Source organism: Sphingomonas sp. Leaf17 (assembly GCF_001421505.1).
Lineage (GTDB): Bacteria > Pseudomonadota > Alphaproteobacteria > Sphingomonadales > Sphingomonadaceae > Sphingomonas.
Genome location: NZ_LMKL01000011.1, coordinates 1 through 26,964 on the forward strand (window position 1 = coordinate 1; position 26,964 = coordinate 26,964).

At 60.5% G+C, this 26,964-nt stretch carries 20 protein-coding genes and 3 pseudogenes; 13 read left to right on the plus strand and 10 right to left on the minus strand.

Features of this window, described 5'->3' with window-relative positions:
• Positions 1 to 157: 157 nt before the first annotated feature.
• On the plus strand, positions 158 to 814 hold the full coding sequence (locus ASE75_RS14895; protein WP_082464030.1) for a site-specific integrase: 657 nt from the start codon (positions 158 to 160) through the stop codon (positions 812 to 814).
• Between the two features lie 161 nt (positions 815 to 975).
• Here the strand turns inward: ASE75_RS14895 and ASE75_RS15270 are convergent.
• The 4 genes and pseudogenes from ASE75_RS15270 to ASE75_RS14915 all read right to left on the minus strand — a co-directional run.
• Positions 976 to 1,721: pseudogene (locus tag ASE75_RS15270) on the minus strand (IS5 family transposase); the annotation flags it as partial.
• An 83-nt stretch (positions 1,722 to 1,804) separates the two neighbouring features.
• The gene (locus ASE75_RS14905; RefSeq protein ID WP_156340556.1) at positions 1,805 to 3,223 is read right to left on the minus strand and encodes an exopolysaccharide biosynthesis polyprenyl glycosylphosphotransferase; all 1,419 of its coding nucleotides are present in this window, start codon (positions 3,221 to 3,223) and stop codon (positions 1,805 to 1,807) included.
• A 125-nt stretch (positions 3,224 to 3,348) separates the two neighbouring features.
• Complete coding sequence (locus tag ASE75_RS15275) at positions 3,349 to 4,020, minus strand: acyltransferase (RefSeq protein ID WP_156340558.1); 672 nt, start codon at positions 4,018 to 4,020, stop codon at positions 3,349 to 3,351.
• A 148-nt stretch (positions 4,021 to 4,168) separates the two neighbouring features.
• Positions 4,169 to 5,383 (minus strand): hypothetical protein, encoded by a 1,215-nt coding sequence (locus tag ASE75_RS14915; protein ID WP_055935155.1) that lies wholly within the window; start codon positions 5,381 to 5,383, stop codon positions 4,169 to 4,171.
• 388 nt (positions 5,384 to 5,771) lie between these two features.
• Here ASE75_RS14915 and ASE75_RS15280 point away from each other — a divergent pair, with 388 nt between their 5' ends.
• The 11 genes and pseudogenes from ASE75_RS15280 (at position 5,772) to ASE75_RS15655 (ending at position 19,786) form a co-directional block, all read left to right on the plus strand.
• Positions 5,772 to 7,046 (plus strand): glycosyl hydrolase family 28-related protein, encoded by a 1,275-nt coding sequence (locus tag ASE75_RS15280; RefSeq protein WP_235512829.1) that lies wholly within the window; start codon positions 5,772 to 5,774, stop codon positions 7,044 to 7,046.
• A gap of 517 nt (positions 7,047 to 7,563) precedes the next feature.
• Positions 7,564 to 8,499 (plus strand): glycosyltransferase family 2 protein, encoded by a 936-nt coding sequence (locus ASE75_RS14925; protein ID WP_200922383.1) that lies wholly within the window; start codon positions 7,564 to 7,566, stop codon positions 8,497 to 8,499.
• Positions 8,500 to 9,190: 691 nt separating this feature from the next.
• Positions 9,191 to 10,216 (plus strand): acyltransferase family protein, encoded by a 1,026-nt coding sequence (locus tag ASE75_RS14935; RefSeq protein WP_082464034.1) that lies wholly within the window; start codon positions 9,191 to 9,193, stop codon positions 10,214 to 10,216.
• Between the two features lie 336 nt (positions 10,217 to 10,552).
• Positions 10,553 to 11,695: a glycosyltransferase family 4 protein gene (locus ASE75_RS14940; RefSeq protein ID WP_162233752.1), complete on the plus strand. Its 1,143-nt coding sequence runs from the start codon at positions 10,553 to 10,555 to the stop codon at positions 11,693 to 11,695.
• Positions 11,696 to 12,159: 464 nt separating this feature from the next.
• Positions 12,160 to 13,302, plus strand: coding sequence for a glycosyltransferase family 4 protein (locus tag ASE75_RS14945; RefSeq protein ID WP_055935169.1), 1,143 nt, complete (start codon positions 12,160 to 12,162; stop codon positions 13,300 to 13,302).
• A gap of 193 nt (positions 13,303 to 13,495) precedes the next feature.
• Positions 13,496 to 13,587 (plus strand): annotated as a pseudogene (locus tag ASE75_RS16165) (IS5/IS1182 family transposase); the annotation flags it as partial.
• Between the two features lie 252 nt (positions 13,588 to 13,839).
• On the plus strand, positions 13,840 to 15,210 hold the full coding sequence (locus ASE75_RS14950) for an O-antigen ligase family protein (RefSeq protein ID WP_082464036.1): 1,371 nt from the start codon (positions 13,840 to 13,842) through the stop codon (positions 15,208 to 15,210).
• Between the two features lie 39 nt (positions 15,211 to 15,249).
• On the plus strand, positions 15,250 to 15,960 hold the full coding sequence (locus ASE75_RS14955; RefSeq protein WP_156340562.1) for a polysaccharide biosynthesis/export family protein: 711 nt from the start codon (positions 15,250 to 15,252) through the stop codon (positions 15,958 to 15,960).
• 11 nt (positions 15,961 to 15,971) lie between these two features.
• Complete coding sequence (locus ASE75_RS14960) at positions 15,972 to 18,182, plus strand: GumC family protein (RefSeq protein WP_055935178.1); 2,211 nt, start codon at positions 15,972 to 15,974, stop codon at positions 18,180 to 18,182.
• Between the two features lie 12 nt (positions 18,183 to 18,194).
• Positions 18,195 to 19,412 (plus strand): hypothetical protein, encoded by a 1,218-nt coding sequence (locus tag ASE75_RS14965; RefSeq protein ID WP_055935181.1) that lies wholly within the window; start codon positions 18,195 to 18,197, stop codon positions 19,410 to 19,412.
• Complete coding sequence (locus tag ASE75_RS15655; protein ID WP_156340564.1) at positions 19,409 to 19,786, plus strand: hypothetical protein; 378 nt, start codon at positions 19,409 to 19,411, stop codon at positions 19,784 to 19,786. The genes ASE75_RS14965 and ASE75_RS15655 overlap by 4 nt, the downstream gene beginning before the upstream one ends.
• A 712-nt stretch (positions 19,787 to 20,498) precedes the next feature.
• On the opposite strand, the gene ASE75_RS14970 is transcribed toward ASE75_RS15655, so the two are convergent.
• Complete coding sequence (locus ASE75_RS14970) at positions 20,499 to 21,737, minus strand: hypothetical protein (RefSeq protein ID WP_055935184.1); 1,239 nt, start codon at positions 21,735 to 21,737, stop codon at positions 20,499 to 20,501.
• 166 nt (positions 21,738 to 21,903) lie between these two features.
• On the opposite strand from ASE75_RS14970, the pseudogene ASE75_RS15975 reads away from it, so the two are divergent.
• Positions 21,904 to 22,486: pseudogene (locus ASE75_RS15975) on the plus strand (IS3 family transposase); the annotation flags it as partial.
• Between the two features lie 39 nt (positions 22,487 to 22,525).
• Here ASE75_RS15975 and ASE75_RS14975 read toward each other — a convergent pair.
• The 5 genes from ASE75_RS14975 to ASE75_RS14990 all read right to left on the minus strand — a co-directional run bounded on the left by ASE75_RS14975 (position 22,526) and on the right by ASE75_RS14990 (position 26,414).
• On the minus strand, positions 22,526 to 22,813 hold the full coding sequence (locus ASE75_RS14975) for a ribbon-helix-helix domain-containing protein (protein WP_055935186.1): 288 nt from the start codon (positions 22,811 to 22,813) through the stop codon (positions 22,526 to 22,528).
• The gene (parA, locus tag ASE75_RS15285) at positions 22,810 to 23,463 is read right to left on the minus strand and encodes a ParA family partition ATPase (protein WP_082464037.1); all 654 of its coding nucleotides are present in this window, start codon (positions 23,461 to 23,463) and stop codon (positions 22,810 to 22,812) included. The genes ASE75_RS14975 and parA overlap by 4 nt, the downstream gene beginning before the upstream one ends.
• Before the next feature lie 285 nt (positions 23,464 to 23,748).
• Complete coding sequence (locus ASE75_RS14980) at positions 23,749 to 24,591, minus strand: helix-turn-helix domain-containing protein (protein ID WP_055935188.1); 843 nt, start codon at positions 24,589 to 24,591, stop codon at positions 23,749 to 23,751.
• Between the two features lie 405 nt (positions 24,592 to 24,996).
• Positions 24,997 to 25,977, minus strand: a complete 981-nt coding sequence (locus ASE75_RS14985) for a replication initiator protein A (RefSeq protein ID WP_055935191.1) — start codon at positions 25,975 to 25,977, stop codon at positions 24,997 to 24,999.
• Positions 25,978 to 26,144: 167 nt separating this feature from the next.
• Positions 26,145 to 26,414, minus strand: coding sequence for a WGR domain-containing protein (locus ASE75_RS14990; RefSeq protein ID WP_055935194.1), 270 nt, complete (start codon positions 26,412 to 26,414; stop codon positions 26,145 to 26,147).
• Between the last annotated feature and the right edge of the window lie 550 nt (positions 26,415 to 26,964).

Genomic DNA, 26,964 nt, shown 5'->3' on the forward strand with positions numbered 1-26,964 from the left:
ATCTGGCGGATGTCGCCGCCGCCAGCGTTCAAGGGAACCTTCTGCTATCCACTAGGCATGCCGTTCCGCTTAGAGTGTCATTTCGCCCTCAGCCGGAACCGACCCCAACTACGGTGCGCCGACCTCTCACCCGGAGGCGGGCGGCCTGCGCGAGGCGATGGCCGGCATTCGCGCCCGGAAGTGGGTGGCGCCTGTGCGCAAGGCGGCTGTGGATGCATCGGTGCTGCGTCACATGCTGGCCGAAGTGACGGGCGACACCCCGCGCGCCCGCCGTGACCGGGCAGTGCTGGCGATCGGCATGGCTGCCGCGCTGCGTCGGTCGGAACTGGTCGCGCTGACCTTGAGCGACGTGACGCTAGTCGACGCGGGGCTGGAGATCCGTATTACCTCATCCAAGACCGATCGCGCCGGCGAGGGCGCGGTGATTGCGGTGCCGGAGGGGTCGCGCATCCGCCCGAAGGCGCTGCTGCTTGCGTGGATGGCGGCACTCGCGTCAATGGAGGCTGACAGCCCCCCTGACCCCACCGCACCCCTTTTTCGCCGCCTGACCCGCGGCGACGCGCTGACCGCCGCACCGATGTCCGACCGCGCGGTTGCCCGCCTGGTCAAGCGCACCGCAGCAGCCGCTGGCTACGACCCCACCACCTTCTCCGCCCACTCGCTACGCGCCGGCTTCCTGACCGAAGCCGCGAGCCAGGGCGCCACCATCTTCAAGATGCAGGAGGTCAGCCGCCACCGCACGGTGCAGATCCTCTCCTACTATGTCCGCGCGGCCGACCGGTTCCGCGACCACGCGGGGGATCGGTTCTTGTGAGGGGCAGCACCGGTCTTACGGTGTCTATAGGCAGAAAGAGGCGGCATTTTGCGAGCAGGCAAGGGTTTTCGATAAGGAGTGGGTGCAGATCGGTTCACTGACCAGACGCGGCCCGTGGCTGCCCTTTGTCCGTGTGACCTAGGCCGGATCGACATTCGCCGTAGCCAGATCATGGCGGCGGCGAGATGGACGAAGCCGGTGAAGTGAACGGTGCGTCGATCGTAGCGGGTGGCGAAGCGACGGAAATGCTTAAGGCGGCTGAAGCATCGTTCGATCTGGTTGCGATGTTTGTAGATGCCGGCGTCGTGCGGGATGGCGACCTTGCGGCTGCGTTTCGACGGGATGACAGCCGTCGCGTTCATGCGTGCGATCCGGTCGCGCAAGTCGTTACCGTCATAGGCCTTGTCGGCCAGCACCGCCCCGGCTTGCTGGCCATCGAGCAGATCGGGTGCAGAGGCGATGTCGCTGGCCTGCCCCGGCGTGATGCGCAAACGCAGGGGCCGGCCGAACGTGTCGGCAAGCATGTGGATCTTGGTCGTCAGTCCGCCTCGGGAACGCCCCAACGCCTGATCCTTGGCCCCCCTTTTCCGGTCGCTGCCTGCTGGTGGGCGCGAACGATGGTGCTGTCGATCATCAGATACAAGTTGTCCCGGTCCGCCGTCAGCGCCTCGAAAACCCGCTCCCACACACCGGCATGGCACCATCGGCTGAAACGCCGATGCACCGTCTTCCATTTGCCATAGCGTTCTGGAAGGTCGCACCAGTGCGCGCCCGAGCGCAGCACCCACAAACATCCGTTCACGAACAAGCGGTTATCCGAACCCGTTCGGCCGGGGTCAGCCGCCTTACCCGGAATGAGTGACGCGACCCGCGACCACTGCGCCTCGCTCAACTCGTACCGCTTGATGCCCATCGCTCGCTCCGCGCCTACACACGGATGTCTATGAATCAGCCTTCAGCCCGTTTGGGAATCCTGAATGTCGATTGGCGCTAGAAGGCGGCGTCGCGTTTCGCGATGACGTGGAACGTTGCCAGGATGATCGCAATATCTCGCCAGATGGTCCAGGACTCGATATATTCCAGATCCGCCTGAAGGCGATCCGCGAGGTCGGAACGTTGAAACGTCGATCCGCGAAATCCGCGGACTTGCGCAAGACCAGTTATGCCCGGCTTTACGGCGTGCCTGTGCCAGTATCGCGCATCGACCTCCCAATACAGGCTCTCTCCGGCCAATGCACCAAGCGCGTGTGGGCGCGGACCGACGATACTCATTTCTCCGCGCAGGACGTTGATGACTTGCGGCAGCTCGTCGATGCTGGTTTTTCGAATGAACCTGCCGACCCGGGTTACCCGATCATCGTCGCGGGCCGTTAGGCGACTGGCGTTGTGATCCAGTCGATCGGTACGCATGCTGCGAAATTTTATAACCCGGAAATGACGATTGTTCTCGCCGATCCTTACTTGTCGGAAAAACACGCTGCCCGGTGAATCCAGCTTGATTGCCACCGCGATAATCACGAACGGTATCAGCAACAGCAAAAAGGCAATCATCGCGACCGTGAGGTCCAAGGCACGTTTCAGGATGCGATTATGCAGGCTCAGTCGCCCGATTGATACCACTACTGTCTGCGCATCATCGAAGTGACTGGTGCCCAGCGGTCCCAGCTTCTCTATCTCCGGAGCCAGAATCTCGCCCTTCACGCTGATACCTTTAAGCACGAAGGCCCATTGCGCACGCCGCGCTTCCTCGCAGACGACGATGACGCGATCGGCATTGCGCAGCGTGCGACCGATCCGGTCGAGCATGTCGGGGTCGTTAACGTCTGGGATCAGCCCGGCCTGCTCGGCATTGATCACAAAGGCGTTTCCCCTACGCGGCCACGAGGCACCTTCGAGGATGACGACTTCAGATACCGGCGGACCACCTCGCAACCGGTGGACAAAGGATGCGAACGCGAACCGGCTCGCGATCAGGATAACCAGCGCGAAAATTGATCCCAAGCCGAAAACCGCGCGCGACAGGTTCATGTTGGCACGCATGTAGAGGCTTATGAACAAAATCAGGCTGAAAATCAGTATTACCGCCCAGAATATGCGGCTGGCACTTTTATAGCCGTTGCTGATTTCGCTGAACGAATAGCACTTGGTGTTAAGACCAACGACCAGTAGCAGCGGCAATCCAGCTGCCGCCATTCTCAAACCTTGAGGGTGCAGAAAATTGCCGAACCAGACCAGGTTGGCTATGCAGCAGCCGGCTAGCAGAGCGATGGAATCAATCGTGATAAGAGCAATATAAAGCCTCAGCCTTAAAAATTTGCGAGACGGAGGAATAAAATCTCCCTCGAATTCTTTCTTAGGAACCATTCCCGCACCGGTCGGTTCATTTTTCGCGGTCCGCAGTGACGACACGTCAAAATCCTTTAGCGTTATTACGCAAATATATCAGACAAAATAAATATTATATAATTATATAACTATCCGCGAAAGTATTCAAATTACATGATCTGAAAAATGTGGTGAAGACAGCTGGTTTCTTATCGGATCTTACGGATGATGCGCGCCGGCACGCCGGCCGCCACGCTGTACGACTGTACCGATCGGGTGACGACCGCGCCGGCGCCGATAATGCATCCTTCGCCAAGTTCGACGCCGTCAAGCAGGCTGACATTGTTACCCAGCCAGCAATTATCACCAATCGTGACCCCGGTACGAGAGACATGGCCGGTAACGAAGCTGCCGTCGGCGTCGCCTTCATGGGCCTCGGCAGTGATCGTCAGGCCGGCGCCGATCTGTACGCCCTCGCCGATCGTCACCGGCCCACCCAGTCCGATCACGGCATTGGGACCGATATAGCTGCGGTCGCCTACCTTCAGCCGTGCAGCGCGCGCATTCAGGCCACTGCGCCCCTGTATCCAGGCACGCTCACGGATAGTCACCCCCGAGCCGAGGACAATTCCTCCATCGGCGGAGCAATCGATGTAGCTGAAGCCTCCGATCGAAACCCCCTGACCATTAAACAGGCGCGCTGGTTGAATGAACTGGATGTGGGGGCCGAGCAGCAGGCTGCGCGGGGCGCGGAGCCTGCCCATGCTCCATAACGCTCCTCGCAGGAACGGGATGGCCCCCTTGGACAGTAGATAGCCAATATCACCCGAAGCGATCACATAATCGCGACCGGTCAGCCGTCGGATCAGTCCCGCGATCACCGGCCGCACCCCTTGTCTGCCCAGGCGAGAGGTCCAGTATCCACAATTGCGGCCATCGTCATCGGAACTCCTTCATCGCCACCCACTGTTCGACCGCGACCGGACCCGCCGATACCAGCGGCCGCGTTCGCTGAAAACCGGCCCTGCATCACATCCGGCGCAGGATCATGGCAGGTGAAAGTGCTACATAAATCGCCAACAGCGCCGTGAATGCCGCGACCGGGATCGTTGCTACCCACATCACCGTGTCGGGTGTGGTCGGCACGGCTGCAAGGGTCAACGCCAGCAGCAAGAGTTCGGAAGCGGACAGTCCAACCAGAACGCCGGTCTGGCGCAGTATGTACGACGGGAATTGCGCCGAATAGAGCAGGAAGCTCTGGCAGGCGAAGAATAGCACCGCGACGCGCCCGGTCGCCACGAATGACGGCGCCAGCGAGGGCGATACGATCAGGTGTCCGGCGACAGGCACCGACACAAGGCCAATGGCGACTAGCCCGACGATGATGGCGGCGATGATCCGATACACTTTCACGATGCGCGCCCTGAACAGCGCGCGGTCGCCGCTTTCGAAGGCGGCCACGACGGGCGGCGACATCACTGCCTGGACCGCTCCGACGATAACCACGAACGGACGCTGCATGATGTCGATCGCGAACAGTGCGCCGGCTTCCACTGCACTGTCATGGTGGCCGACGATCAGCCAGCGCAGCATGACCGGAATCGCCTGCATGAGGATCCCGGCCAAGGCCGAGGGGATGCCGAACGCCAGGATCGGGCGCGCGCCCCCCATGCCGAACCCGTGCAGAGCCGTCGCCACCATCCGCCACCGCCCGGCAAGCACCCTGCACACCGGCAGCACCGCACCGGCACAATAGGCGAGATAGGTCAGGTCTGCCCGGTCGGTCATCCAGGCGACCGTGATCGCGGCCGCAGCGGCGGCCAGCGCGCGCGTCATCTGCAACACGCCGAACACGGTCATCCGCTCACGTGATCGCAATATGGTGAGGACCAGGTCGCCGCCGCCCTGGACCACCGCGCCCAGCGCCAGGAGTAGGGCGCTGCCAAATGACATGCCCTGCCCAAAGCCGACCGCCAGCGTGACGAGAGGGGTCAGCACGACCAGCACGAGGTACAGCGAGGTGGTCGTCGCACGATAGGCGAGGGTCCGTTCCGGGCTCATGCCCGGCTCGAACCGTGTCGCGGCGATCCGCAGCCATTCGAACAGCGACATCGCGGTCAGCTGCGCGGTAGCGAAAAGAAGGGAAAAGGTGACGTACTGCTCGTTGGCGAGCGTGTGCATAAGCACGAACATCAGTCCCAGCGTGGTTGCCGCCTGCACGCCGAAGGACCCGATCGCGAACATTGTCTGAAAGCGGCTGCTTGCGACGAACCTGTCCAATCTTGTCCGCATCACGCCCCCGACCCCGCAGGCCTGGTTTGGCACCGCCCCGCATGCAGCGCGCTCATACCGATCATCGGGCGTCCCGCCACTCCTGATTCACGTGATCGTCGTCTTGCCGGGCGAACGTAGCCGTAGCTGCGGGGGGGCTGGGTCGCGGAAAGCATGAACTGGGTCTTTGCGCCTCTCCCTCGCTACTCCTACGATAGGATCGCCACGACGACTGCGGATGTCTACTGCAAGGTGCTGGGCAGTTGAGATCATCCGGCGCGACGATCACCGCCGACCGGATGTCGATGTGTCGACATGTCGTGACCGGCCACACTGCGATACCGGCAGGGAGAACGGACGAATGATGCACGGACCAGGATTCACGCGGCGCGCCATGATCGCAGGGACGGTAGCGACGACTACCGCCTGTGCGTTCGCGCAAGGTACGGGGCCGGCGCGGGACGTACGGCAGTTCGGCGCACATGGTAACGGCATCGCCGACGATCGGGACGCGATCCAGCGGGCAATAGATGATGCGCACGCCGCTGGCGGCGGCGTGGTCGCGTTCCCGGAAGGGACCTACCGCGTGACCCATCGCGTTTCACCCGACAGTGACGGAATGGCAGCAATCATCCTTCGCTCGGGAGTCACTCTTCTGGGTGCCTCGCCGGAGCGGGCGATCATCCGGCTTGCCGACGCACAGCTCGGCCCGGGCAGTTTTGCGCGGATTGTCTCCAGCATGGGCAACATCGAGCGTGCGGCAATCCGCAACCTGGGGCTGGACGGCAATCGTGCGGGTCAGGGCGGGGAACGCGACGCCGTCAACGGCGCGATCATTCATCTTGGCTGGAAAGGGCGCTGCATCGACGTGACGATCGAAGGCAATGCACTGCGCGGCGCCAACGGGCAGGCGATCCAGCTTGTGGGGAGCGCGAACAACGTTTCGCGCAATTTGCGCATTACCCGGAACGATGTCCGGGACTGCGCCTACATCGGCATTCAAGTGGCGCAGTTCGAGGGCCTGCTTATCGATAACAACATCGTGTCGGATACCGCCGATAACGGCATCGACCTGTACGGCGACAATCCCAACGGCTCACCCGTGTCGACGTCCGGAGGAGCGGAGATTCGGGGTAATCGCCTGACGCGGTGCAGCATCGGCATTTTCCTGGAAACGGTGGCGCGGATCCGCGTCGTCGGAAACCAGATCGTGGATGCCGGCGTGGCGGGATTTCGCGTTAATCGCATTCATGGCGAACCTCGTGACATCCTGATTCAGAACAACAGTGTCCAAGGCGGGAAACGCGGCGTGGCGGTGGGTGGCGATACCGGCGGCGTCGTGATCCGAAACAATGATCTGCGGGGCTTTACGGTCGCCGGATTGGCATTCGGATACAATGTGTCCAAGGTCACCGCGACGGCAAACCGGTTCACGCCAGCCGCCGCGGATACGCCGATCGTCCTTGCCACGCCTACCGCCGATTCGGGCAGGAACGGTCAACCGCTCGAACAACTGTCGGGTATATTGATTCGCAACAACAGCATTTTGGGGCGTCACGATGCGACGCGCCGCTTCGTCAATGGATATCAGCGCTCGATCGATGTGACTGTCGATGGTTTCGGCGGGCCGGAATAGAAGGGTCGGAATAGAGGGGCCGGATCAGCCGGCCTGCAGGAAATAGGAAGACAAGAGCGGCGATCACCGTACCGCCGACGGAAACGGTGATCGCAAGGTTGGCATGCCGAATCCATGTGATCGCCGGCATATTCTCGATGGCGCATGTCAGACTGTCATCCGGCTTCGCACCCCAGCCCGTCGAGTCCACCTGCCAAAGGGGCTGATCCCGCCACGTAATATCCGTACTTGGTCGTGACGAGGGGAATGGCGTCCTCGATCGCATAGAGATTGATTGGGAATGTCACCTCGAAGATGGCGTTGACGACCGGCGATTCACCGGGAGCGGGAATAATTTCCGTTTTCGATTACGTCTTTCCATTCCGGACGCGCTGTGTAAAAAATCTGTGGCCTTGTCGCCCCATCATTGGCGACGCTGGCTGCGGGGTCGCCCCCCCCCTATCGTCAACGCCGTATCCATCGGTCGGTCGACTTATGGCCGTTCCGGGCCAAGTAGTTGATGGTGCAGGAGAAATTTGTGTCCGATGATATGTTGGCGCGCACTGTGGTCGTGATCCCGACCCTGAACGCCGGTTCCTATCTCTCTCGCCTTATCGATGGTTTGCAGGCCCAGGCTATTCGTCCCGACCAGGTTCTGGTCATCGATTCAGAGTCGACGGATGATACGTGTGAGAGGTTTGCCGCGTTCGGTGCCAAGGTCGTCAGCTATCCGAGGCGTAATTTCAATCACGGCGGGACACGGGCGCATGCCATTTCGCTGATCCCGGACGCCGAATATATCGTAATGATGACGCAGGATGCCATTCCGGCGGATGGTGGCACGATCCGGAACCTGGTGCGCTGCTTTGCTGATCCGGACGTGGGCATGGCTTATGGTCGCCAACTGCCGCGACCCGGATCGCGCGCGATCGAGCGCTTTTCAAGGTTGTTCAACTATCCCGCAGTCTCGGAAGTGCGCAGCCTTGCCGATCGGGCGCGCCTGGGCGTCAAGACGACCTTCTGTTCCAACAGCTTTGCCGCCTATCGTCGTGTCGCTTACGACGACGTGGGCGGCTTCGAGCACGATGCCTTCTTCGCCGAGGATCAGGTAGTGGCCGGTCGCATGCTGCTTGCCGGCCGGAAGCTCGCCTACGCCGCCGATGCCTGCGTCCACCATTCGCACGATTATACCATCAAGGAGGAGTTCAGGCGGTATTTCGACGTCGGAGTCTTCCACCTTCGCAATCCATGGCTGAGGGAAAATTTTGGGGCGGCCGAAGGAGAGGGTATACGTTATCTGCGCAATGAATTCGCCCACCTTCGTCAGTGCGAGCCGGCGTCCATTCCCACATCCCTTGTCCGAACGATCGCGAAATATGCGGGCTATCGCCTGGGTCGTGTCGAAGCATCGCTGCCCACCCGCGTGAAGGCGCGCCTGAGCATGCAACCGCGCTACTGGCGAAAGCCGACCTGAGGCTCCGCGGACAGCTTAGGCCATTATAGTTGCTGACGTTGGTATGGGCCACGGCGCTGCCCCCACCCAGCACACACCAGATCATCGTGTCGACGCCGCGCCAGGCACCCTGCGCGCGCACGATGTAGCCACGAAATTTCGGATGAAACCCGATCGGGTTGAGCCGGTTGTCTATCCGCCTTGGCGTGAGCCAATCACCGCCGAACCGGCTGAAGATCGTCTCGGGTTCGCCCCGCATGCACGTACGGTTGCCTATTGTGCCGGGTCAGCCCCGGAGGGGTTCGGATAGGCCGGTCACGAATACCGGCAGGCTTATCGCGGAGAGGATCGCAATCACCGCAGGGATCGTGGCGCTTACCCGACGGACGACGACGGACGGAAGGAAGCCTGCGGGGGCTCCCGTGAACGTCCACCGTCTTCCCGTCCACATTGCCCGCGCCGTCGCCGTTACCATCGTCCTGGGGCTATCCGGAATGTCCATGTTGCCGGGCGACACGACAACGGCGCGACGACTGAACCTGCTCAGCGTGGCTGCATGCAGCTTCCCAGCCATCGACGATAGCGTGCGGACGGATCGCGCGGACCCTCACGTTATGCGACATTGCCAAAGTCCCCACAGGGTATAGGCACTGCCTCCAACCCGCGACGCCCATAGTCGGCATTGACCCTCGCTCCAGTAAACGGAAATCCCATGCAACGCCGTCAAAAGTTCCAAAGAATTCAAGTTCTGAGGTTTTTTGCTGCTGCAACTGTTGTTGTATATCACGCTCAAATTACAGTATTGTCTTATCTTGGCGGCACTCCCCCTTTCCCACTTCTTAAATACGGCCAATATGGCGTCGATCTTTTTTTTGTCATTTCTGGTTTTATTATCGTATATATTGGTTCGACACTGGAAAAGGCTCCGATCCTTTTTGCCTGGCGTCGCTTTGCTCGCGTCGTACCCATGTACTGGATCGTGACACTGGCATTGTTTGCCCTGTCCTATCTTCCAGGCATCGCGCGCGCGGGGCCTCCCGACGTGGACCTTCTGCTCCGATCAATGTTTTTCTTGTCTTGGACAAAAGGAAACGAAGTCTATCCCATTCTCAACGTCGGTTGGTCACTTGAGTATGAGGTGCTATTCTACATCATAGCCACCGCAGGGATGGCCTTGGCCAAACGACCGTGGGGAATCACCGCGTTTATCATGCTGGCACTCGTAACCAGTGGGCGGGGCACATCTTTCTTTCTTCAGAACCCCATTATTGTCGAGTTCGTGCTCGGAATGACGATCGCGACGGCGCTGATTGATCGCCCCTCGTTTCTGCCCATGCTTGCGGGCACGGCCTTGGTTATAGCGACTCTCGCGCTTGCTCCAACAGTACAGGTATGGCGGTTATGGATGTTTGGCCTGCCTTCGGCGGTAGTGGTGGCTGGAGCTGTCATGCTCGACAATCGTAGAAGCTATGCTGGTCGCATTCTTCCCGAACTCGGCAATGCCTCCTACTCAATCTATCTCACTCACGTAGTCGTTATCTCGCTGGCGTGTAAGTTGATGGTGAAGCTGGCGCCAGCAACGCCGCTTCCCGTCGCGATTGCAGCAATATCCATACTTTCAGTGGCGGCGGGCTACGTCGTCTATCGTGTGCTGGAACTGCGGCTCACCTCCTTGATATCACGCCGTCCGCTTCGTGAAGTCAGTCCGGTCCATCAAATGCCGGGATCAAACACCTAGCGTCAAAACGACGAGGACCATTCCGATTGCGAGATTCCAGCCTGACAACGCCCTTTGTGTAGGCCAAACCAGCCAAGCGCCAGCGCCGCGGCAATTTCGACAATCATCCGATGCAAGGGGGACGCGGATCTGCCGTCTCCGGAGGCAGCGACAGACCGAACAGCGTTCCCGCCGCGATAATTTCACCGTGACGCCCCGCAGACGTCCGCGTGTATGTCATTGTTGCTTTTCCCCGGCATATTTGGTCGCTAAAGGCATCGTCGCCCGCATATGGCTGTGCCCTTTGGCAATCTGCCATGCATTGCCATGGGCGGCGGGTCTGATCACAAGGTATACTTGTCCAAAAAACTGAGTCCGGAGGAGGGGATGAGCGACGCTGCACCTGACGGGGCATCGAACGGCCGGCTATGGTTTCTCGGCTCGCTCCCGCCGCCACTGAACGGCCAGTCGAACTACAACATCGCGATGCTGGCTTATCTGTCGCGGATCGCGACGACGGCTGTCCTGCCGCTGGGTACCACCTTCGCCGGAAAGCTTTGGCGCAGCATTGCCAACGCGGCGACACTATTGCTGCGCGCGCGCGCCGGGGACACCGTATATGTCTCGGTACCGGGGCAATCGGGTACGTGGCTGTTGCTACCAGCAATAGGCGCACTGCGGCTTCGCGGTCTGGCCCCGTGGCTCCATCACCATTCCTATCGATCGATCAACCTGTGGCCGCAACAGGGCATCAGGATGCTTGTTGCCGTGGCAGGGCGCAACCAACGGCATGTTTTGCTGTCTCCCGGAATGCGCGACCGCTTCGCCGCGCTGTATTTGCAGCGGGCGCGCAGACAGCCGCGGGGACAGGCTATCGCCTTGTCCAATGCCTTCCTTTTCGGACTGGGTGGACAGGCGCACAGGCGCCCCGATCGCGCACCCACGCTCGGCCATGCCAGCGTCCTGACGCGCGCCAAAGGCGTCTTTTACCTGCTTGACCTGTTCAAGCGATTGCTCGTTGACCTGCCGGAGGCACGGCTGATCATTGCCGGTCCCACGAGCGATCCCCAGTTGCTCGAAGCGATCGAGGCGGCGGTCGCGCGTAATCCGGCGTCGATCGACTATCGCGGCATGGTGACGGGCGCGGCCAAGGAAATGTTTTACAGGGATATCGACCTGTTCGTGCTGCCTACCACGCTGATCGACGAGGCCGAACCCTTGGTCATGCTCGAAGCCTATGCGAGTGGCGTGGACGTCGTTGCCACGGACACCGGTTGCATCGCCGACCGCATCATCGCACGCGACCGCTTGTTAACGATGGACCTGGATACGGATAGCGCACTGATCCTTCGCCGGCTGACCGCCATGTCGACCGACTGGGAACACGCGCGCGCGGCACATCTTGCCCATCTCGAAGGCATCAATACCGAGGCGCAAAAAGAAGCGAAATCCTTTACAACCCTGCTTCTCGATCCGGCGCGCGACGTTACGACGACATGACAAGCAACATGATGCATCGTTTGCGATAAACGTCTCTTTCGGTTTTTGTCCCTTATATCCCGTCGTCCAAGACTGACCTCATCGGACAGGCCATTCGGCCCGAGAATATCATCGGCCCGGTCGCCTTTTCGCTATGTGTCATATCCAGAGTGGTTGACGCTGGCCCTTCCGACGTCGGGCAAGCCGTATCCGGCATTCGTCGGCTTGAAATACGTCTCGGCACCCGTCAACGGGTCGAGCATAGGACTACTCGGCTTCGTCCAGCCGCGTCGAACTCCACAATATCCTGCGTGCCATGGGCTTGATGCCCTTCTGCAACAGATTAGGCGATATCCTGGCGATCGGTAGCATAGCTGCGTCCAGTCAGTTTTGGGCTTTCGCCCCGTTGGCGGGAGCTGAAGGCTGGCAAGATTGGCCGCCCTGACCTAGTAATCGGGTTTGTCCCGATCGTCAGAGCCATTCCCATGACCAGCATTCTCATCGATGGTCGCCCGGTGCGGCCGCCCATCAGTGGCGTCGCGCGTTACTGCCTGTCGCTCGCCAACACCTTTGCCGCCGAAGGATGTGGCGAGTTCGCCATACCCGACGTGCTGGTCCAGCATGATGGCGGCGTGAACACCTGCCCCGAGGAATTCGCGCCGCAGGTTCACAAGGTGGAATATCGGCCGCTTCACGACCGCCGCAAGCTGCAGAATGTAGCGTTCGAATTCCTGCCCCGTATTGTTGCCCGCCAGGCCTTGGGTTCCTACGACCTGGTCCACGAAACCTGGTTTGCCAATATCGGCAAGCGGCCGCGCCAGCTGAAGGTCGCGACGATCCACGACGTGATCCCCCTTGACCATCCCGAATTCTTCAACCGCAACAATCGCATCTTCGCGCGCCGCAACTTCCACCGGCAGGTGCGCGAATCCTCGGCGATCATCGCCGTGTCGGATTTCACCCGGCAGCGTATCCTCGAACTCGCCGACGTGGCACCGGAAACGGTGCATGTGATCGGCTGCGGCGTCGACCTGCCACCGCAGGCGCTGATCGACAGCGCCACCTGGCCGATCCGTGGCCAGATTGCCAAAGGATCACGCTACGGTCTGTACATCGGCAATCTGGAACCGCGAAAGAATGTCGACCGGCTGATCGAAGCCTGGGCGCGCCTGGGTTCGAGTTACGGCGATGCAAAGCTCGTCGTCGTCGGCCGGCTGAACTATAAGGCGGAAGCGACCGTCGCGCGCGGGCGGGCGCTGTTGGGCGATCGCTTCGTCTTTTTGGGGCCAACCGACGAAGCGGACAAATGGGCGCTGCTCGCCAATGCGTCGTTTCTCGCCCTGCCGTCGCTTTACGAAGGATATGGCATCCCGATCGTCGAGGCCTATGCCTGCGGCGTACCTGCGATCTTCGCGCGAAATTCTTCGATGATTGAACTGGCGTCGGACGAGCGGCAGATGTTCGACGGCCTGTCCGAAGAAGAGATCGTCACCGCTGTTCGCCGCGTGCTCGACGGCGAGGCCTGGGTTCGGGATTCAGTCGCCGATCGCCTCGATTGGGTAGACCGCGGCAGTTGGTCGAACGTCGCCCGGCGAGTTGCCGATGTGTATCGAACGGTCCTCGCCTGATCGAATTTCACGGCTACCGGACATGGTACCGGAACGTCCCCTCCATCCGTGACCCGCGACACAGCCGGCCCGCCGGACGTTCTGGCGCTGCCGTCCGTCGCCTTGACCTCCATGCGGAATCGGCGCGGGCGCGAGTGATCCTCAACGGACGCCTTGGAGCTCGGGTTCCTGCACGAACTCGCCGCCTCAGGTGCTCCATCGTCACGGTCAGGGCGTAAAAGGGGAACTTCGAGCCAGGCCACCGGCCGTTCCAGAGGCGGCATGACGACCAAGGTTCTCGCGGTGCCAGGATCGTCATCTCGCAGCATCCAGGCCGGGTGCGAAAGCCGGGGATCGATCTCGCAATCTACGCATAGCGACATCTCATCGGAAACTTCGCTGTAAGCTCAGGGACTTCAGGCCCATCGCAATGCGCGCCCGCAAGACAGACCGCAGCTTCAAGGTTATGATCGACCCCGCTGCAGCCGTCGTCCATTCACGACGCCTCCCCACGGTCCGTTGTTGCAATTTCCAGCAGACAGGCAGAACTAACCGGCTATGACGCAAGCTGCTTTTCCGTTTCGGCCAAACTTTGTTTCACTCTTGCTCGGATTATTGCTGTCGACATTGTGGTTGGCCGGGGGTGGCTCGCGAGCCAATATCGAAGGCCAGATCGTCGTTCGTTCGGTCTCTTTCGTGATATTGATCCTGCTGTGCGTGTTTGGACGACGCCCCGTTCCGGGGCAGGCCAAGGCGCCCTGGCTGTTCCTAGCCGCTGCGCTGCTGATCGTGGCGGTCCAGCTTGTTCCATTGCCCGAAGACGTGTGGCGTCTGTTTCCCGGCCGAGACCTTGTCGACGGCGTGCCGGTGGCCGATCCCGAACGAAGGTGGTCGCTCATGCCGAGCGGAACGCTCAATGCGCTAGTATCGCTGGTCGTGCCATTCACCGTCCTTGCACTGACGACGGCCATGACACGGGATGAACGGGCATGGTTGCCTGGCATGATCCTGGCACTCGCGGCCGCATCGATGCTGCTTGGGCTGCTTCAGTTTTCCGGGGCGTCGCTCTACAGTCCGCTAATCAATTATTCGCCTGCCAGCGTCATCGGAAACTTTGCAAATCGCAATCATTTTGCGCTGTTTCTGGCGCTGGCGTGCCTCGTGCTGCCGGCATGGATGTTTCGCGAAGGACGTCCGCTGTCCTGGCGTGGACCGGTCGGCTTGGGCCTGTTGATGCTGTTCGCGCTGATGATCCTGGCCAGCGGATCGCGGGCTGGCATGATCATGGGTGCATTGGCGATCGCGATTGCCGGATGCCTTGCATGGCGCGAACTTCGCCGGGAACTGCGGCGTGCGCCACGCTGGCTCGCCCTCGCCGTTACCATTGCCGTCGCCATGCTCATCGCGGGCGTCATACTCGCCAGCGTGCTTTCTGACCGCGCCGTGTCCATACAGCGCATCGTGTCGCTCGATGTCGAGCAGGACATGCGCAGTCGTGCCTTTCCGACGATATGGCAAATGACCCGCGACGTCTTTCCGACGGGTATCGGCTTCGGTGGTTTTGATGCGGCGTTCCGTGCGCGCGAACCGCTCGACCTTCTCAAGCCTACATACTTCAACCAGGCGCATAACGACCTCGTCGCGATGGTCCTCGACGCCGGACTGCCGGGGTTATTGTTCCTGCTGTCTGTAGCGGCGTGGTGGGCATGGGCCAGCGCGCGGGCGTGGCGCGATGCAGGGAGGCAGAAGACGATCCTGCCGAGGATCGGCTCGGCGATGCTGCTGCTGATTGGACTTGCCAGCGTGGTCGACTACCCCGTCCGCACACCGCTGGTGATGGCGATCGTCGCGATCGCCGCAGTCTGGCTTTCGACCCGGCCTGATCATCAAAAGGGGTCTACTTTACCTTCAACCGTCCAGCATCTATAGCCCGCGTTATTCTTATCCTGCTGGAAATATTCCGAGCGCATGCGAAAAATCTGTATCGCCTTAATGATGATTGTCGCTGTTTCGGCATGCGCCCGGCGGGAGCCATTATCATCAAGTGAACGGCTGACTGTCGTCAATAATACCGCGGAATTGCCGGCACCTGCCCGGCGGGATCTGGTGGTGCCCGATCGGCCCGCGCTGATCGGCCCGCTCGATACGATCGAAGTCGATGTCTTCAACGTTTCCGACCTCAGTCGCGAGCTGCAGGTCGATGCGGGTGGGCGTATTGCGATGCCGCTGGTCGGCACCATAGAAGCCAGCGGCAAGACCGCGCAGGAACTGGCCGCTACGATCGAGAGCGCATTGCGTGGTCGCTACGTCCGCAAGCCCGAAGTGACCGTCAACATCAAGACTTCGGTCAGCCAGGTCGTAACGATAGACGGCCAGGTTGTCGAACCGGGTCTGTATCCAGTCACCAACCAAATGACGCTGCTGCGTGCGATAGCGTCGGCCAAGGGACTGAGCGAGTTCGCGCGACAGGAAGATGTCGTTATTCTGCGCACCGTCGAGGGACGCAAGATGGCCGGACTTTACAATATCTCCGAAATTCGGCGTGGAGCGTATGACGATCCGCCAATATACGCCAACGACGTCGTCGTGGTCGGCGACTCCCCGCAGCGTCGTCTGTTCCGCGACGTTGTGTCGGTGGCTCCACTTCTCGCCGCGCCGCTGATCGCGATCATACAGTAAGGCTTGTCCGCATGAATGTCGCTACCATGAATCCGGGCGAAGCCGATGTGTCGCTACCGGTTCAGCAATCGCATCCTCAAACCGTTGCGGACGTGCCGTTGATCCGGCAGTTCCTGCGCATCGCGACGCGTTGGCGCTGGATCATCGCCGGCATTGCTGCGGGATGCGTCCTGCTGGGGCTTATCATCACACTGCTGATGACGCCTCAATACACTGCGATCGCGACGGTGGAGATCGCTCGCGAGGCGAGCAAGGTGACGAATTTTCAGGGGGTCGATCGTGAAACCAGCACAGTCGATCAGGAATTCTATCAGACGCAATACGGACTGCTGCGGTCTCGCGCTCTGGCAGAGCGGGTCGCCGTACAGCTTCGCTTCGTCGACGATCCCAAGTTCTTCGAGCTGTTCGGGCTTGTCAAAGAAGCGCCGGAATTCCAGTTGGTCAACGGGCGCTATCCGGCAAGCGGTCGCAAGGAACGCCAGCGTATCGCGGGTGAAGCGCTTCTGGATAATCTGACGGTCAAGCCGGCCAGCCTGTCACGGCTTGTCGATATAGGCTTTACCAGTCCCGAAGCCGGTTTTTCCGCGCGCGTGGCCAATGCCTGGGCCGAAAACTTCATCACCACCAATCTAGAGCGAAAGGTGCAGGCAACTTCCTATGGTCGACAGTTGCTTGAAAAGCAGCTGGCTCAGCAGAAGGAACGTCTGGACAGAAGCCAGCGGCAGCTAGTCTCCTATGCGTCGGAACAGCAGATCATCAATCTGCCGGCCCAGGGTGCCCCTGGTGGCACGACAACGGTCGAACGCTCGATCGTTGCCGACGACCTTGCGGCACTCAATTCGGTGCTCTCCCAGGCGACGGCGGATCGCATCCAGGCCGAAGCGCGGGTGCAGGCGTCGGGTGCCGCGGGTGCGTCGACCGAGGCCCTCCGCAACCCGGCGATCAACAGCCTGCGTCAGCGTCGCGCCGAACTAGCCGCCGAATATCAGCGGCTGATGGTGCAGTTCGAACCCGGATATCCCGCCGCCCAGGCGATCCAGTCACAGATCGACCAGCTCGACCGTTCGATCGGTCGTGAGGAAAGTCGCGTTTCGGGGTCGGTCCAGGCTGACTATCGCGAGGCCGTGGAGCGCGAGAATGCGTTGGCGGCACGCGTGAACCAACTCAAGGCAAGCTATCTCGACAATCGCAGGCGCAGCATCCAGTACAATATCTACCAGCAGGAGGTGGATACCAACCGCGCACTCTACGATGGCTTGCTGCAGCGGTACAAGGAAATCGGCGTCGCCGGTGGCGTTGGCGTCAATAACGTCTCGGTGGTGGATAGCGCCGAAGTTCCGCAGCGCCCCTCAAGTCCCCGCCTGATCCTGAACCTGGTGATCGCGTTGCTTGTCGGATTGCTCCTCGGTGCGGCCACCGCGTTCGCGCTTGAGCAAATGGACGAGGCCATCGCCGATCCTGCGGAGATCGAACGGCGTCTCGGCCTTCCGCTGCTTGGTGTCGTGCCAAAGGTCGATGATGGTGTCGCGCCGCGCGACGAACTGCTTGATCGCAAGTCGGTGTTGGTCGATGCCTATCTCGCGATCAGCACCAACCTTGGCTTCACGACCGAACACGGCGTCCCGCGTTCATTGTGCATCACGTCGACGCGGCCTGCGGAAGGGAAATCGACCACGGCACTGGCGCTTGCCACGATGCTGGCGCGTTCGGGCAAGCGGACGATCCTGATCGATGGCGACATGCGTTCGCCCTCGGTCCATCACCTTGGTGGTGTCGATCATGACCGGGGATTGAGCAATTTCCTCGCCGGTGACGACAATATTGACGCCCTGGTTTTTCCCATGCGTGATCTTGCCTTTACCGCCATGTCGGCAGGGCCCATTCCGCCAAATGCGGCAGAACTGCTGATCGGCAATCGCTTTGAGACGCTCATTCACCGGTTGCTCGAGCGTTACGACCATGTCGTGGTCGATAGTCCGCCGGTCATGGGCCTCGCCGATGCGCCGTTAATTGCAAGCCGTGTCGAAGGTGTCATCTATGCAGTGGAATCGCATGGTATCCGGTCAACCCTTGTGAAGACCGCGATAGGCCGGTTGTCTTCGTCAAACGCGCGGATATTCGGCTGCGTGCTGACCAAGTTCGAGGCACGCAAGGCGCACGATGGCTATGGCTATGGCTATAATTATGGGTACGGCTATGGCCGGCAAGATGCCAAGGCATAGGCGTTAGCCCGCATGTCACTTCGCCGCGATCTTGCGCGCCGTTCGATCAGCGATTGGGCGATACGTCTGGCGCTTGCCGCCGTGACGACCGTGGTTGGTTATTACAGCCTGACCTTCTCGATCGCACAGGTCATCGCCAAGACGAACCCGGCGTTTGCGTACAGATTGGCACCATATGACGCGCGGATCACAGGGGCCTATGCTATATCGCTGTCCGGTGAAGAGGCTTCGCCGGAAGATCGGGCAAACGCCGATCGTCTCGCGAAGGCTGCATTGCGGCGGGACGCGACTGCGGTAACGGCTGCAGCGACACTCGGCCTCAACGCCGATATTCGCGGTAACAAGGCGGCAGCGCGGCGGTACTTCACCTATGCGCAGAAACTTTCGCGCCGTGACGTTCGTACCCAGCTCTGGATGATCGAGGACGCGGTCGAGCGATCCGACGTGCCGGGGGCGCTGCTTCAGTACGATATTACCCTGCGGGTTTCGCCTGCACTAAGCAGTCTTCTTTATCCGGTTCTCATATCGGCAATGAAAGATCCCGTCATACGACGCGAACTTGTCCACACGCTCGGCCGGAAGCCGCCGTGGGGCGAGAATTTCATCAACTTCGCAGCGACGCAGGGTTCCGATCCGCAGTCGATGGCAGATTTGCTGACACGCTTGCGCCGCAGCGGCATCACCGTGTCCGAGGCCGCCAACGCCGGAGTGGTGAACGCCCTGGTTGCCGCAGGGCGGGCGGATGCCGCCTGGACCTTTTACGCCTCGGTTCGGCCTGGTGTCGACCGTCGTCGTTCGCGTGACCGGGGTTTTGCGGCAACTATCCAGCCGCCGTCACTGCTCGACTGGATGCCGCTGGACGCCGGCGGGGTGGCGACCGGGATCCAGGATGGCGTTTTCGATTTCTCCGCGCCGGCAAGTGTCGGGGGCGCAATGCTTCAGCAGTTCCAGCTGCTGCCGCCGGGTGTGTACCGGCTTACCGGGCACAGCGTCGGGATCGACGCGGTCGACAGCGCGCGGCCCTATTGGTCGCTGAAATGCATGAACGGCCGCGAAATCGGTCGCATCGAAGTTCCTAACTCAACGGTAGCGAACGGCATTTTTCGCGGTGTGTTCAGCGTGCCGGCAGAATGTCCGGTGCAGGTTCTCGTCCTGACGGCGCGTTCGTCGGATGCGGTGGCGGGACTGACGGGCCAGTTTGACCGCGTCGAGCTGGCTCCTGCGCGATGAGGAAAACAATGGTGCATTCTAGCCTGCTGATCGGAGCATTTGCCATATTCGTGGCTTATCCGGCAGCGACCGAGGCACAGTCCACATCTGCCCGGTCGGCATCCGTCAATCAGGAAGACGAGGAGCAGCCACTTCCGCCAGCGCAACCGACGCGGCTCGAATCCGGCAAGACCGTCGGCCAGCGCCGGACACGCGAAGATGTCGTGGCCGGTCCCGGGATTGAGCCGATGGCACGAATAGAGAATCGTATTCAGAACCGAGTACAGAACCGCATCCGTAACCGGATCGATCGCAACTATAATCCCCAAGCCATCTCAACTGAACCGTTCGCGGTTGCCAGAGACACGTCAGGGTCGAACAGGCGCGCGCGATAAAGCATCGTCGAACTGCCGGGTTCGGCGCGCCGCACAGGCTTGATCATGCAATCTGAATCCGCGGGTTGATGTGACCCAGTTTGCGTGAGCGCAAATTACTTTCTTTACGCACAGAATGCCGCCCGATTGGCAGGCCGGCTTCGAATTGGAGCATAACCGGAACTGGCAGATTCAGGATTTCGTTTGGGCGTAAGACGAGGTTCAAGCTGATAGCTGGGCATAAGGTCAGCAGCGACGGTGGTGGGCTGGTCTCACCGGTACCGGGCGACCGGGAATGCTTGGACACCTCCGAATGAACGGCTGTAGGCGTGCCGTATTGGCGAGCGAGGGCGATTGGTTCTGACCCGAACTGCCGAGATGCCGGACGTGGCCCGCAAGCGGCAACGCCGGCGACGCCATCAACACAGGCTCGATCTGCAGCAGCTGGTGTTTCTGCCGCCCTACAACCCCGACCTCAATCCGATCGGGTAGACGTTCTCAAAGCCGGAAATCCTGCTGAGCGAGTGGCCGGGGCAACCCGGAATCAGATCGCCTCTCTCCTCAACCGCTTTTGACAAATGAATGCAAAAACCACCTTATGAACTCAGGATCTGCGTCAATGTGACCCGGTCACGACCTAATGCTGGCCTGCATCCAACCCACGCCGGGAAGCAGTCCAAATCGTCCATCTGGCACCCCTCGACGCCTGCCGACTGAAAACCGCCACGACCATCTACACGGACTGCCCGGTGCGTCCTGACCCTCCGCCACCGCGGTTTCGCAAGCCCCGCCAGTCTCCGACCTGTGAAGCCGGATGGCCGATCGCCTGCAGCACGGCAAACACCCATAACAAGGGCATAACTTTGGATGAAACGAAGATATCGATAAATATTGAGGATATGCTTATTACAATCAGACTATAGAATACTACACTTTGTTTTCTACTTTCCCGAAGTAGCTGTAAAAACCATAAAACAAATACTATTATTCCCAGAAGACCGACTTCGCCAGCCAATCGAGCGTGATACCCATCGAGTGCATTACCCCAGGCCCCCGGGCCAAAGCCGATCAGCAGGCTGATCGGTGATCCTATCACCGATTTGTAAACGATCGGCCATCGAACCGCGCGGATGTTGAAACTCAGGTCACCTACCTTGTCTGGCATATACTTTAGATCTGCCAAGTTTTCAATAAATGCGTCGCGAAAGAGAGAGGGATCAGTAAACGTCGGTACCACGTCCCATTCATATCGGATGAGGCCGATCATCGAATATTGGCTTTCCTGTGCCTGATATCGACTTCCCTTGAGCATGCTATCGATTTGCGGCGACAGCAAAAGGGCGGCGGTACCTGCAATTATCGCCAATAACGCGGTTCGGCCTGGTCGCGTGATGATATAGCCAATCGCTACCGCTGCGGTCGTAATACGCGCCTGGGTCAGGACGACGATTACCAGCAAGAGTGGCGTGAGAACGATACCGTTGACGATATAGCCCAGCATCGCAATCATGACGGCTGCTTCGTAGGGGCCACCCGTGTTCAGCGAAAGCCGGCCCGTGGCACCAACGAAATTGCCGATCTTTGGCACCATGCCTGTGAATTCCAGCATTCCCCAGACGAACAGGATCGCACTGATCCCCGTGAAACCGCGTACGATCTGTTCTTTGGTGAGATCTTGACATCCTTTCCACATAATCGGGTACCAAAGGACATATTGAAATAGTCTCAGGGAGTATAAAAATCCCTTTGACCCATTCAATTCAAAGTTGATGGCCGCAGATGTCAAATTAATAACGATGAATATAAGATACAGCTTCATAGATTTGGTAATTAACAAATTACCTTGCCGCTCTTTGAGCAGGTAAAGTGCAAAAGCTGCCAGAAAAACCAGATCTTCCGGTCTAACCCCAGGCAATATGTCGATCTTGGGCACAATCAGGTAGACAAGAAAAAGAGCAAAGATCCCGTTCATGACATGGCCCTATGGGAAGCGGGATAGGGAGGATACCCTCTGACGACGCGATCGCGTCTCCAGCTTCAAAGATTGCGTAGGGCGCCGCTATAGCCGCGCAACGACCATCGATATACAGCCGTCACGTTCCGGTAGCGAATCTGGCATGCCGCCCTGCGGGCAAGGGAGCCGTGGCCGCGTCGAGTGCCTGATACGTCGACACCGCATCCATGCGCTGGCGGTGCACCGGTTCCGATCATGCACAATCGACAGCGGTCACTATCTACTGATTGCCCCGAACCTCTTGGCGCAAAGTTTTGTGGGGGCAGCGCCGAATACGATCTGGTTCGCCAATATTACGTCCACAGCGACCGGCGAGAGCTGGCTGTATCTGGCCTCTCAGCGGCAGTATCCAGCTGCCGGCCTCGTCTGCCACTCGGATCGCGAGTGGCAATATGCCGCTGGTGCCGATGTCGATTACCCGTCGGTGATCCCGGCTGCATTTTCGACGAGCCGCACCGACAATTGCTACGACAATGCCCCAATGGAGAGTTTTCTTCCACACACTGAAGGGCGAACTGGTCCATCAATGCCGACGGGCAATCCAGACGTAAGCCTGACAGGCGCTGTTCGGATACATCGAAGGCTATCGCAACCGGCATCGGATGCAACCGGCCTCCAGTATCCCCCCCAAGCAAGCCGACCAGCGGATGACCGTCGAATCCAGCGTGTCCGTCGCTATGGGAAAAGGATTTGCGAGCAGCCGATGATAAACAGTCGGTCGACATGTGGGATTGTCTACACGTCGATCAATCTCCGATGGGACTTTCCCCGTATTTCCTTAACACGTCGTTGAACGCCTCAGCCATCAGCGCCTGCAGGCTGCGGTTCTGACGTCGCGCTAGCATGTGCATGGCGAAAGACATGTCAGTCGTGAAGAAGCCGGCGATCTGTTTGCGACCCTCGCGACTGGTGGGGCGGGTTGATGTCCGGCTGGCGCTCTCTCCTGCCCCTTGGGCAACAACAGCTGTCATGGACGTCGACGCGTCGGGTGCAGGTATCGTGCGCAGATTGGCGAAGCTGGGTTTACGACTCATTTCATTGTCTTTCGCGCTTTCGGTGTCGATAATCCGATTTGTCGACATGTCCACTCGTAGAATTGTCGTACCTCTGCCGCCGCGCGACCGGTGGGTTCGCTTTCGGTGACGGTTCGTCCTTCCGCGCTCGCATGGCGGTACGCGGCGCGGTCGGGCAGGATTAGTGGGCAGGCTGGTGTGCCATAGCTTTCGACCAGCCCGCCTGCCTCGGCATAGATGCGCGCTGCATTGGGTGGGCCGGCGGTGAAAACGACGAAGGCTGGCTTTTTCAGCAATTGTACCAGCTTCGCTGTCGTCTGGATTGCCGATAGGTCAAAAGCGCTTGGGCGACATGGGATCAACACCAGATCGGCGACCTCGACCGCAGCGCGCGCGGCGCTGTCGGCATGAGGCGGTGTATCGATCACGATGAACTCAGCCCCCTGCCCCAATGCGGCGGCAACTTTCGCGGCCAAGCGGGGCGGTGGGCTGTCGATCACTTCGGGCGGTGCGTCCTGCCGCCACGAGGCCCATTGGCTGGCGGTTGCCTGCGGATCCGTATCGATGACGAGTGCGATGCGCCCCGCCTCCTGCGCTGCTGCGGCTAGATGGAGCGCGAGCGTTGTCTTGCCTGCTCCTCCCTTCTGACTGATGATGGCAATTGTTGACATGTCGACATCTATAGCATTCGACAGCTCAATGGGCAAGACGCGTCGAAGTGTCTTTGTGTCGACATGTAGACACCAACCTTATCGTAACCGGCTGGATCGTGCGATCCCGTGATTTTTCGGGCTCGTGATTTTTCGGGCTGAACGAACGCTCTGACTTGCCGTGCCGTTTTGTTCGATGCTGTACGATGGATCCTTCTCCGACGAACGATAGCACACAGGACGAGTACGCTCTGATACGTCATCGGGGTTTGTATCGGGGTTCGGCTATTGCCGTCAGGAATGGTTTTACGCTTTGACCAATGCATCGTTGCCTGACCCCTGAATATATAAATCATTTAGGGATTGCGCCTGGTTTTGAGACTCGTGCTGTTGGGAGTCGATCCGGTTATCCAGAGCAGCGCCAAGTTCCGCCAGCATCCGCCCGAGAGCACCTCCGACAGTTGCCCTGGCCACATCGCGGCAGGACAGCGTGGCGCGCATCGCCGTCAGCTCGTCGATGCGCGCCTGCGCCAGCTGTTCGACGTCCGCGGGCGCGGGGGCCGGATGAAGCCAACGCGGCAAATGCGCCATCAGCCGCGCGGGCAGGGTGGGGCGGTAGACGTTCGACGTCTGTGCATAGCGCGGTCCCGGCCCGTCCCCCTCGATCCGTTTGAACCGGCGCTGGCGCACCAAGAACCCGGCCTGTTCAAGCGTCACCAGCGCGCGTGCAACGGTGGCACGGCCGAGCGCGGTGGCCTCCACCAAGCGGTCGTAGCTGGGAAAGACGCGACCGGCGTTCAGCCGTGCCAGCGTGCAGATTTCCTCATACACCCGGACCGCACCCGCGGTTAGCGCCGCCATCGCGGCCTCCGCCGGCGACAGCACACGACCTTCGGCCCGCACCGCGCGCTTCAACCGCCGTCCGGCATCGAGCGCGGCGCGCGCCATGCGCAGCAGCCGGTCGCACTCCCCTCTGACCGGGGTCACGAAGAAATGATGCTCGAAGCTGCCCGCCTCAATGCTGCCGCGGCGTACGGGCGCGCCGGTACAATGGCGCGTGCGGGGAAGTCTGGTCGGCGTTGCACCGCCCGTCACTGTCATCCGCGCGAGCGCGCGTCCGGCCGCTTCGCCCAGAGTAAATGCCGTCATCGCCCAAATCCCCTTATCGGGGCCGGACCGTCAAAAAGACAAAGCTAATACGTGGCGCGAAACGCGCATCCTTGAACCGGTGAGGGTTCGGGTGTATCAGGAGGGGGGAAGTGGCTGATTTCCCGGTTCGACGTTTGGCGACGTCGCTCCATCTAACCCTTGGGACGCCCGGCCTTCGTGCCGGGCTTTCCTTTATGTGGTCACGGCCGCCCTTTGCTGATGCGTACAGCCCCATACCGACGCAGCACCAACTGTCGCAGGTAAAGTCCAACATCGAAAGCCGGTAAAGTTCGTGCTTTCGAGTATGAATTGCAAAAAACTTCGTGCCTTTAGGGGTAAATTACCTGTGCAATTCGTGCTTTCGAGTATGAATTGACGTTATGATTCGTGCTTTCGAGTATCAATTCAACACGACGGCGGGGCAACGCCGCTCTCCGGCGCGACCGATTCGTCGTCCGATTCGCCATTGGATTCGCCATTGGATTCGGGCGCGGCGGGCGCGCGGCGGGTGATGACGACGTTCACCGGCACGGCGCGACGCCCGCGCCCGGCGCTTTCGGTCGGGACGTCGCCCTCGATCAGCGTCAGGTCATAGTCGGGGATCGCGTCGGTCCCGGCGATTTGCTTGAGCGCGGTGCGGAAATTGGCGAGCGGGTTCTGGTAACCGATCTGCAGGCGGAAGGTGGCAAGGTCCGTTTCGAGCCGTTCGCCTTCGGGTGTACCCTCGGCGGTGGCCCGCGCGACTTCGTAGATCCGCCGCTCGACCGGCCCCAGCTGGAAATAGGCGGCGGCATAGTCGAGCACCTGCCGGTCACGCAGGATCGCTCGGTACAGCCAGTCGCACAACCGCACCTTCACCGCCTTCAGCCGCCGCTCGCCGGTCTTCGTGCGCGTATAGTGAAGCCGCGCTTCGCTGAGCCATGAGAAGAAACCTTCCTCGCCCTCGCCGCCGGCTTCGATATTGGTCTTGATCTGCGTGCCCTGCAGCCGCTCGAGCGCCTCCGACAGACGGGCATAGGAGCGCGCGCTGTGGTTCGCGCCGGTGACACTGAACAGGTCGTGCGCGGTGAAGACGAAATCCTGCTCGACGCTTTCCTCCGCCTCCAGCTTTGCCGCCATCAGGCTGGCGACATAGAGTACGATCTCCTTGTCGTAGATTGTGGCGACGCCGTTGGCGCTGGGACGGACCTCGATCGAGACAGGGCCACGATCGTAGCTCAGCGGCTTCATCCAGGCGTTCTTGCTTAGCGCAAAGAACGGAAACGCCATCAGTGACCGCTCACCGCGGATCTCGCCAGTCAGCGGGCTGTCGAGCTGGAACAAGTCGCGCTGTCCGGCCTTGGGCGGTACGCCCTTACGGACGCGCGGGGAGGGGGGAGGGGCCATGTTCGTTTTCCTACTCGAAAGCACGAACTTTGGGGAGAGGAAGTGGAGATCTCTCTCGGTACGAAGCGGCCATGGCGCGCAAGTTCGTGCTTTCGAGTAGAAGTTCGTAACCGACCGGTCGAGCGGAACGACGTGCCGCACTCCTGTTCCCAACCAGGCATGCCGTCCTATCGACACGCCGATGTATAGGCCACACCGATCCGCCGCCGCGCCTCCGATCGACGGCGCAACAGAGCGCGTACATAGGCCAGCGCCTCCACCTCGCTGGTGAAGCTGCGCGTCAGCGTGCGGCCATGCGCGCCGATCCGGCCCCAGCCCGTTTCCACCACTAAATGTCCGAACAGGTCGTACATCACCGCGACCCGCCACCGCCGACGCAGGTTGCGGGCCGGGTCGATCGCGGTCAGCTCGATGGGTACAAAGGGCAGGGCGTCCATGCCGGGATTCTAGCCTGAGCGCGCCGCCATGTTCGATGATTTGTCTGAATCACTGCAGCAGGATCGACTCACGCGATCGATCAAACCGAACGCAATGTTCTTCAGCACAACCGCATCGCCTGCTCGCGCATCTCGCGCGTAGCGAGCAGGCCGCAGGAGGTAGCAAGGAGCAGCGGCTTCACCGCATCGGCCAGTACCTACGACGCAGCCCTGGTGGCGGGGTTTGTCGTGAGGCGATCGGTGACGGTGACGGTGCCGGGCTGGGCTGGGCCTTGACCATGTGACTGACGCGGCGCGACTATATTTCACAGGCGATCGGTCATCGCAACGCTCGCCAGACAAGAGCTTCACGCCCGCGCACGCAGGGTCAGAACAGGCCGGTGACGGCGTCAGTCCTTGCATCGCAATACAATGCGCCGCAGCGAGCCTATCCTGCCCTCACCCCCTCAACGGGGTCGGTTCCGGCTGAGGGCGAAATGACACCCTAAGCGGCGGTATCCTTTGGCCAGAGGTATTCACCAGTGAGGAGGATGTGCGCCCATCCGAGCGG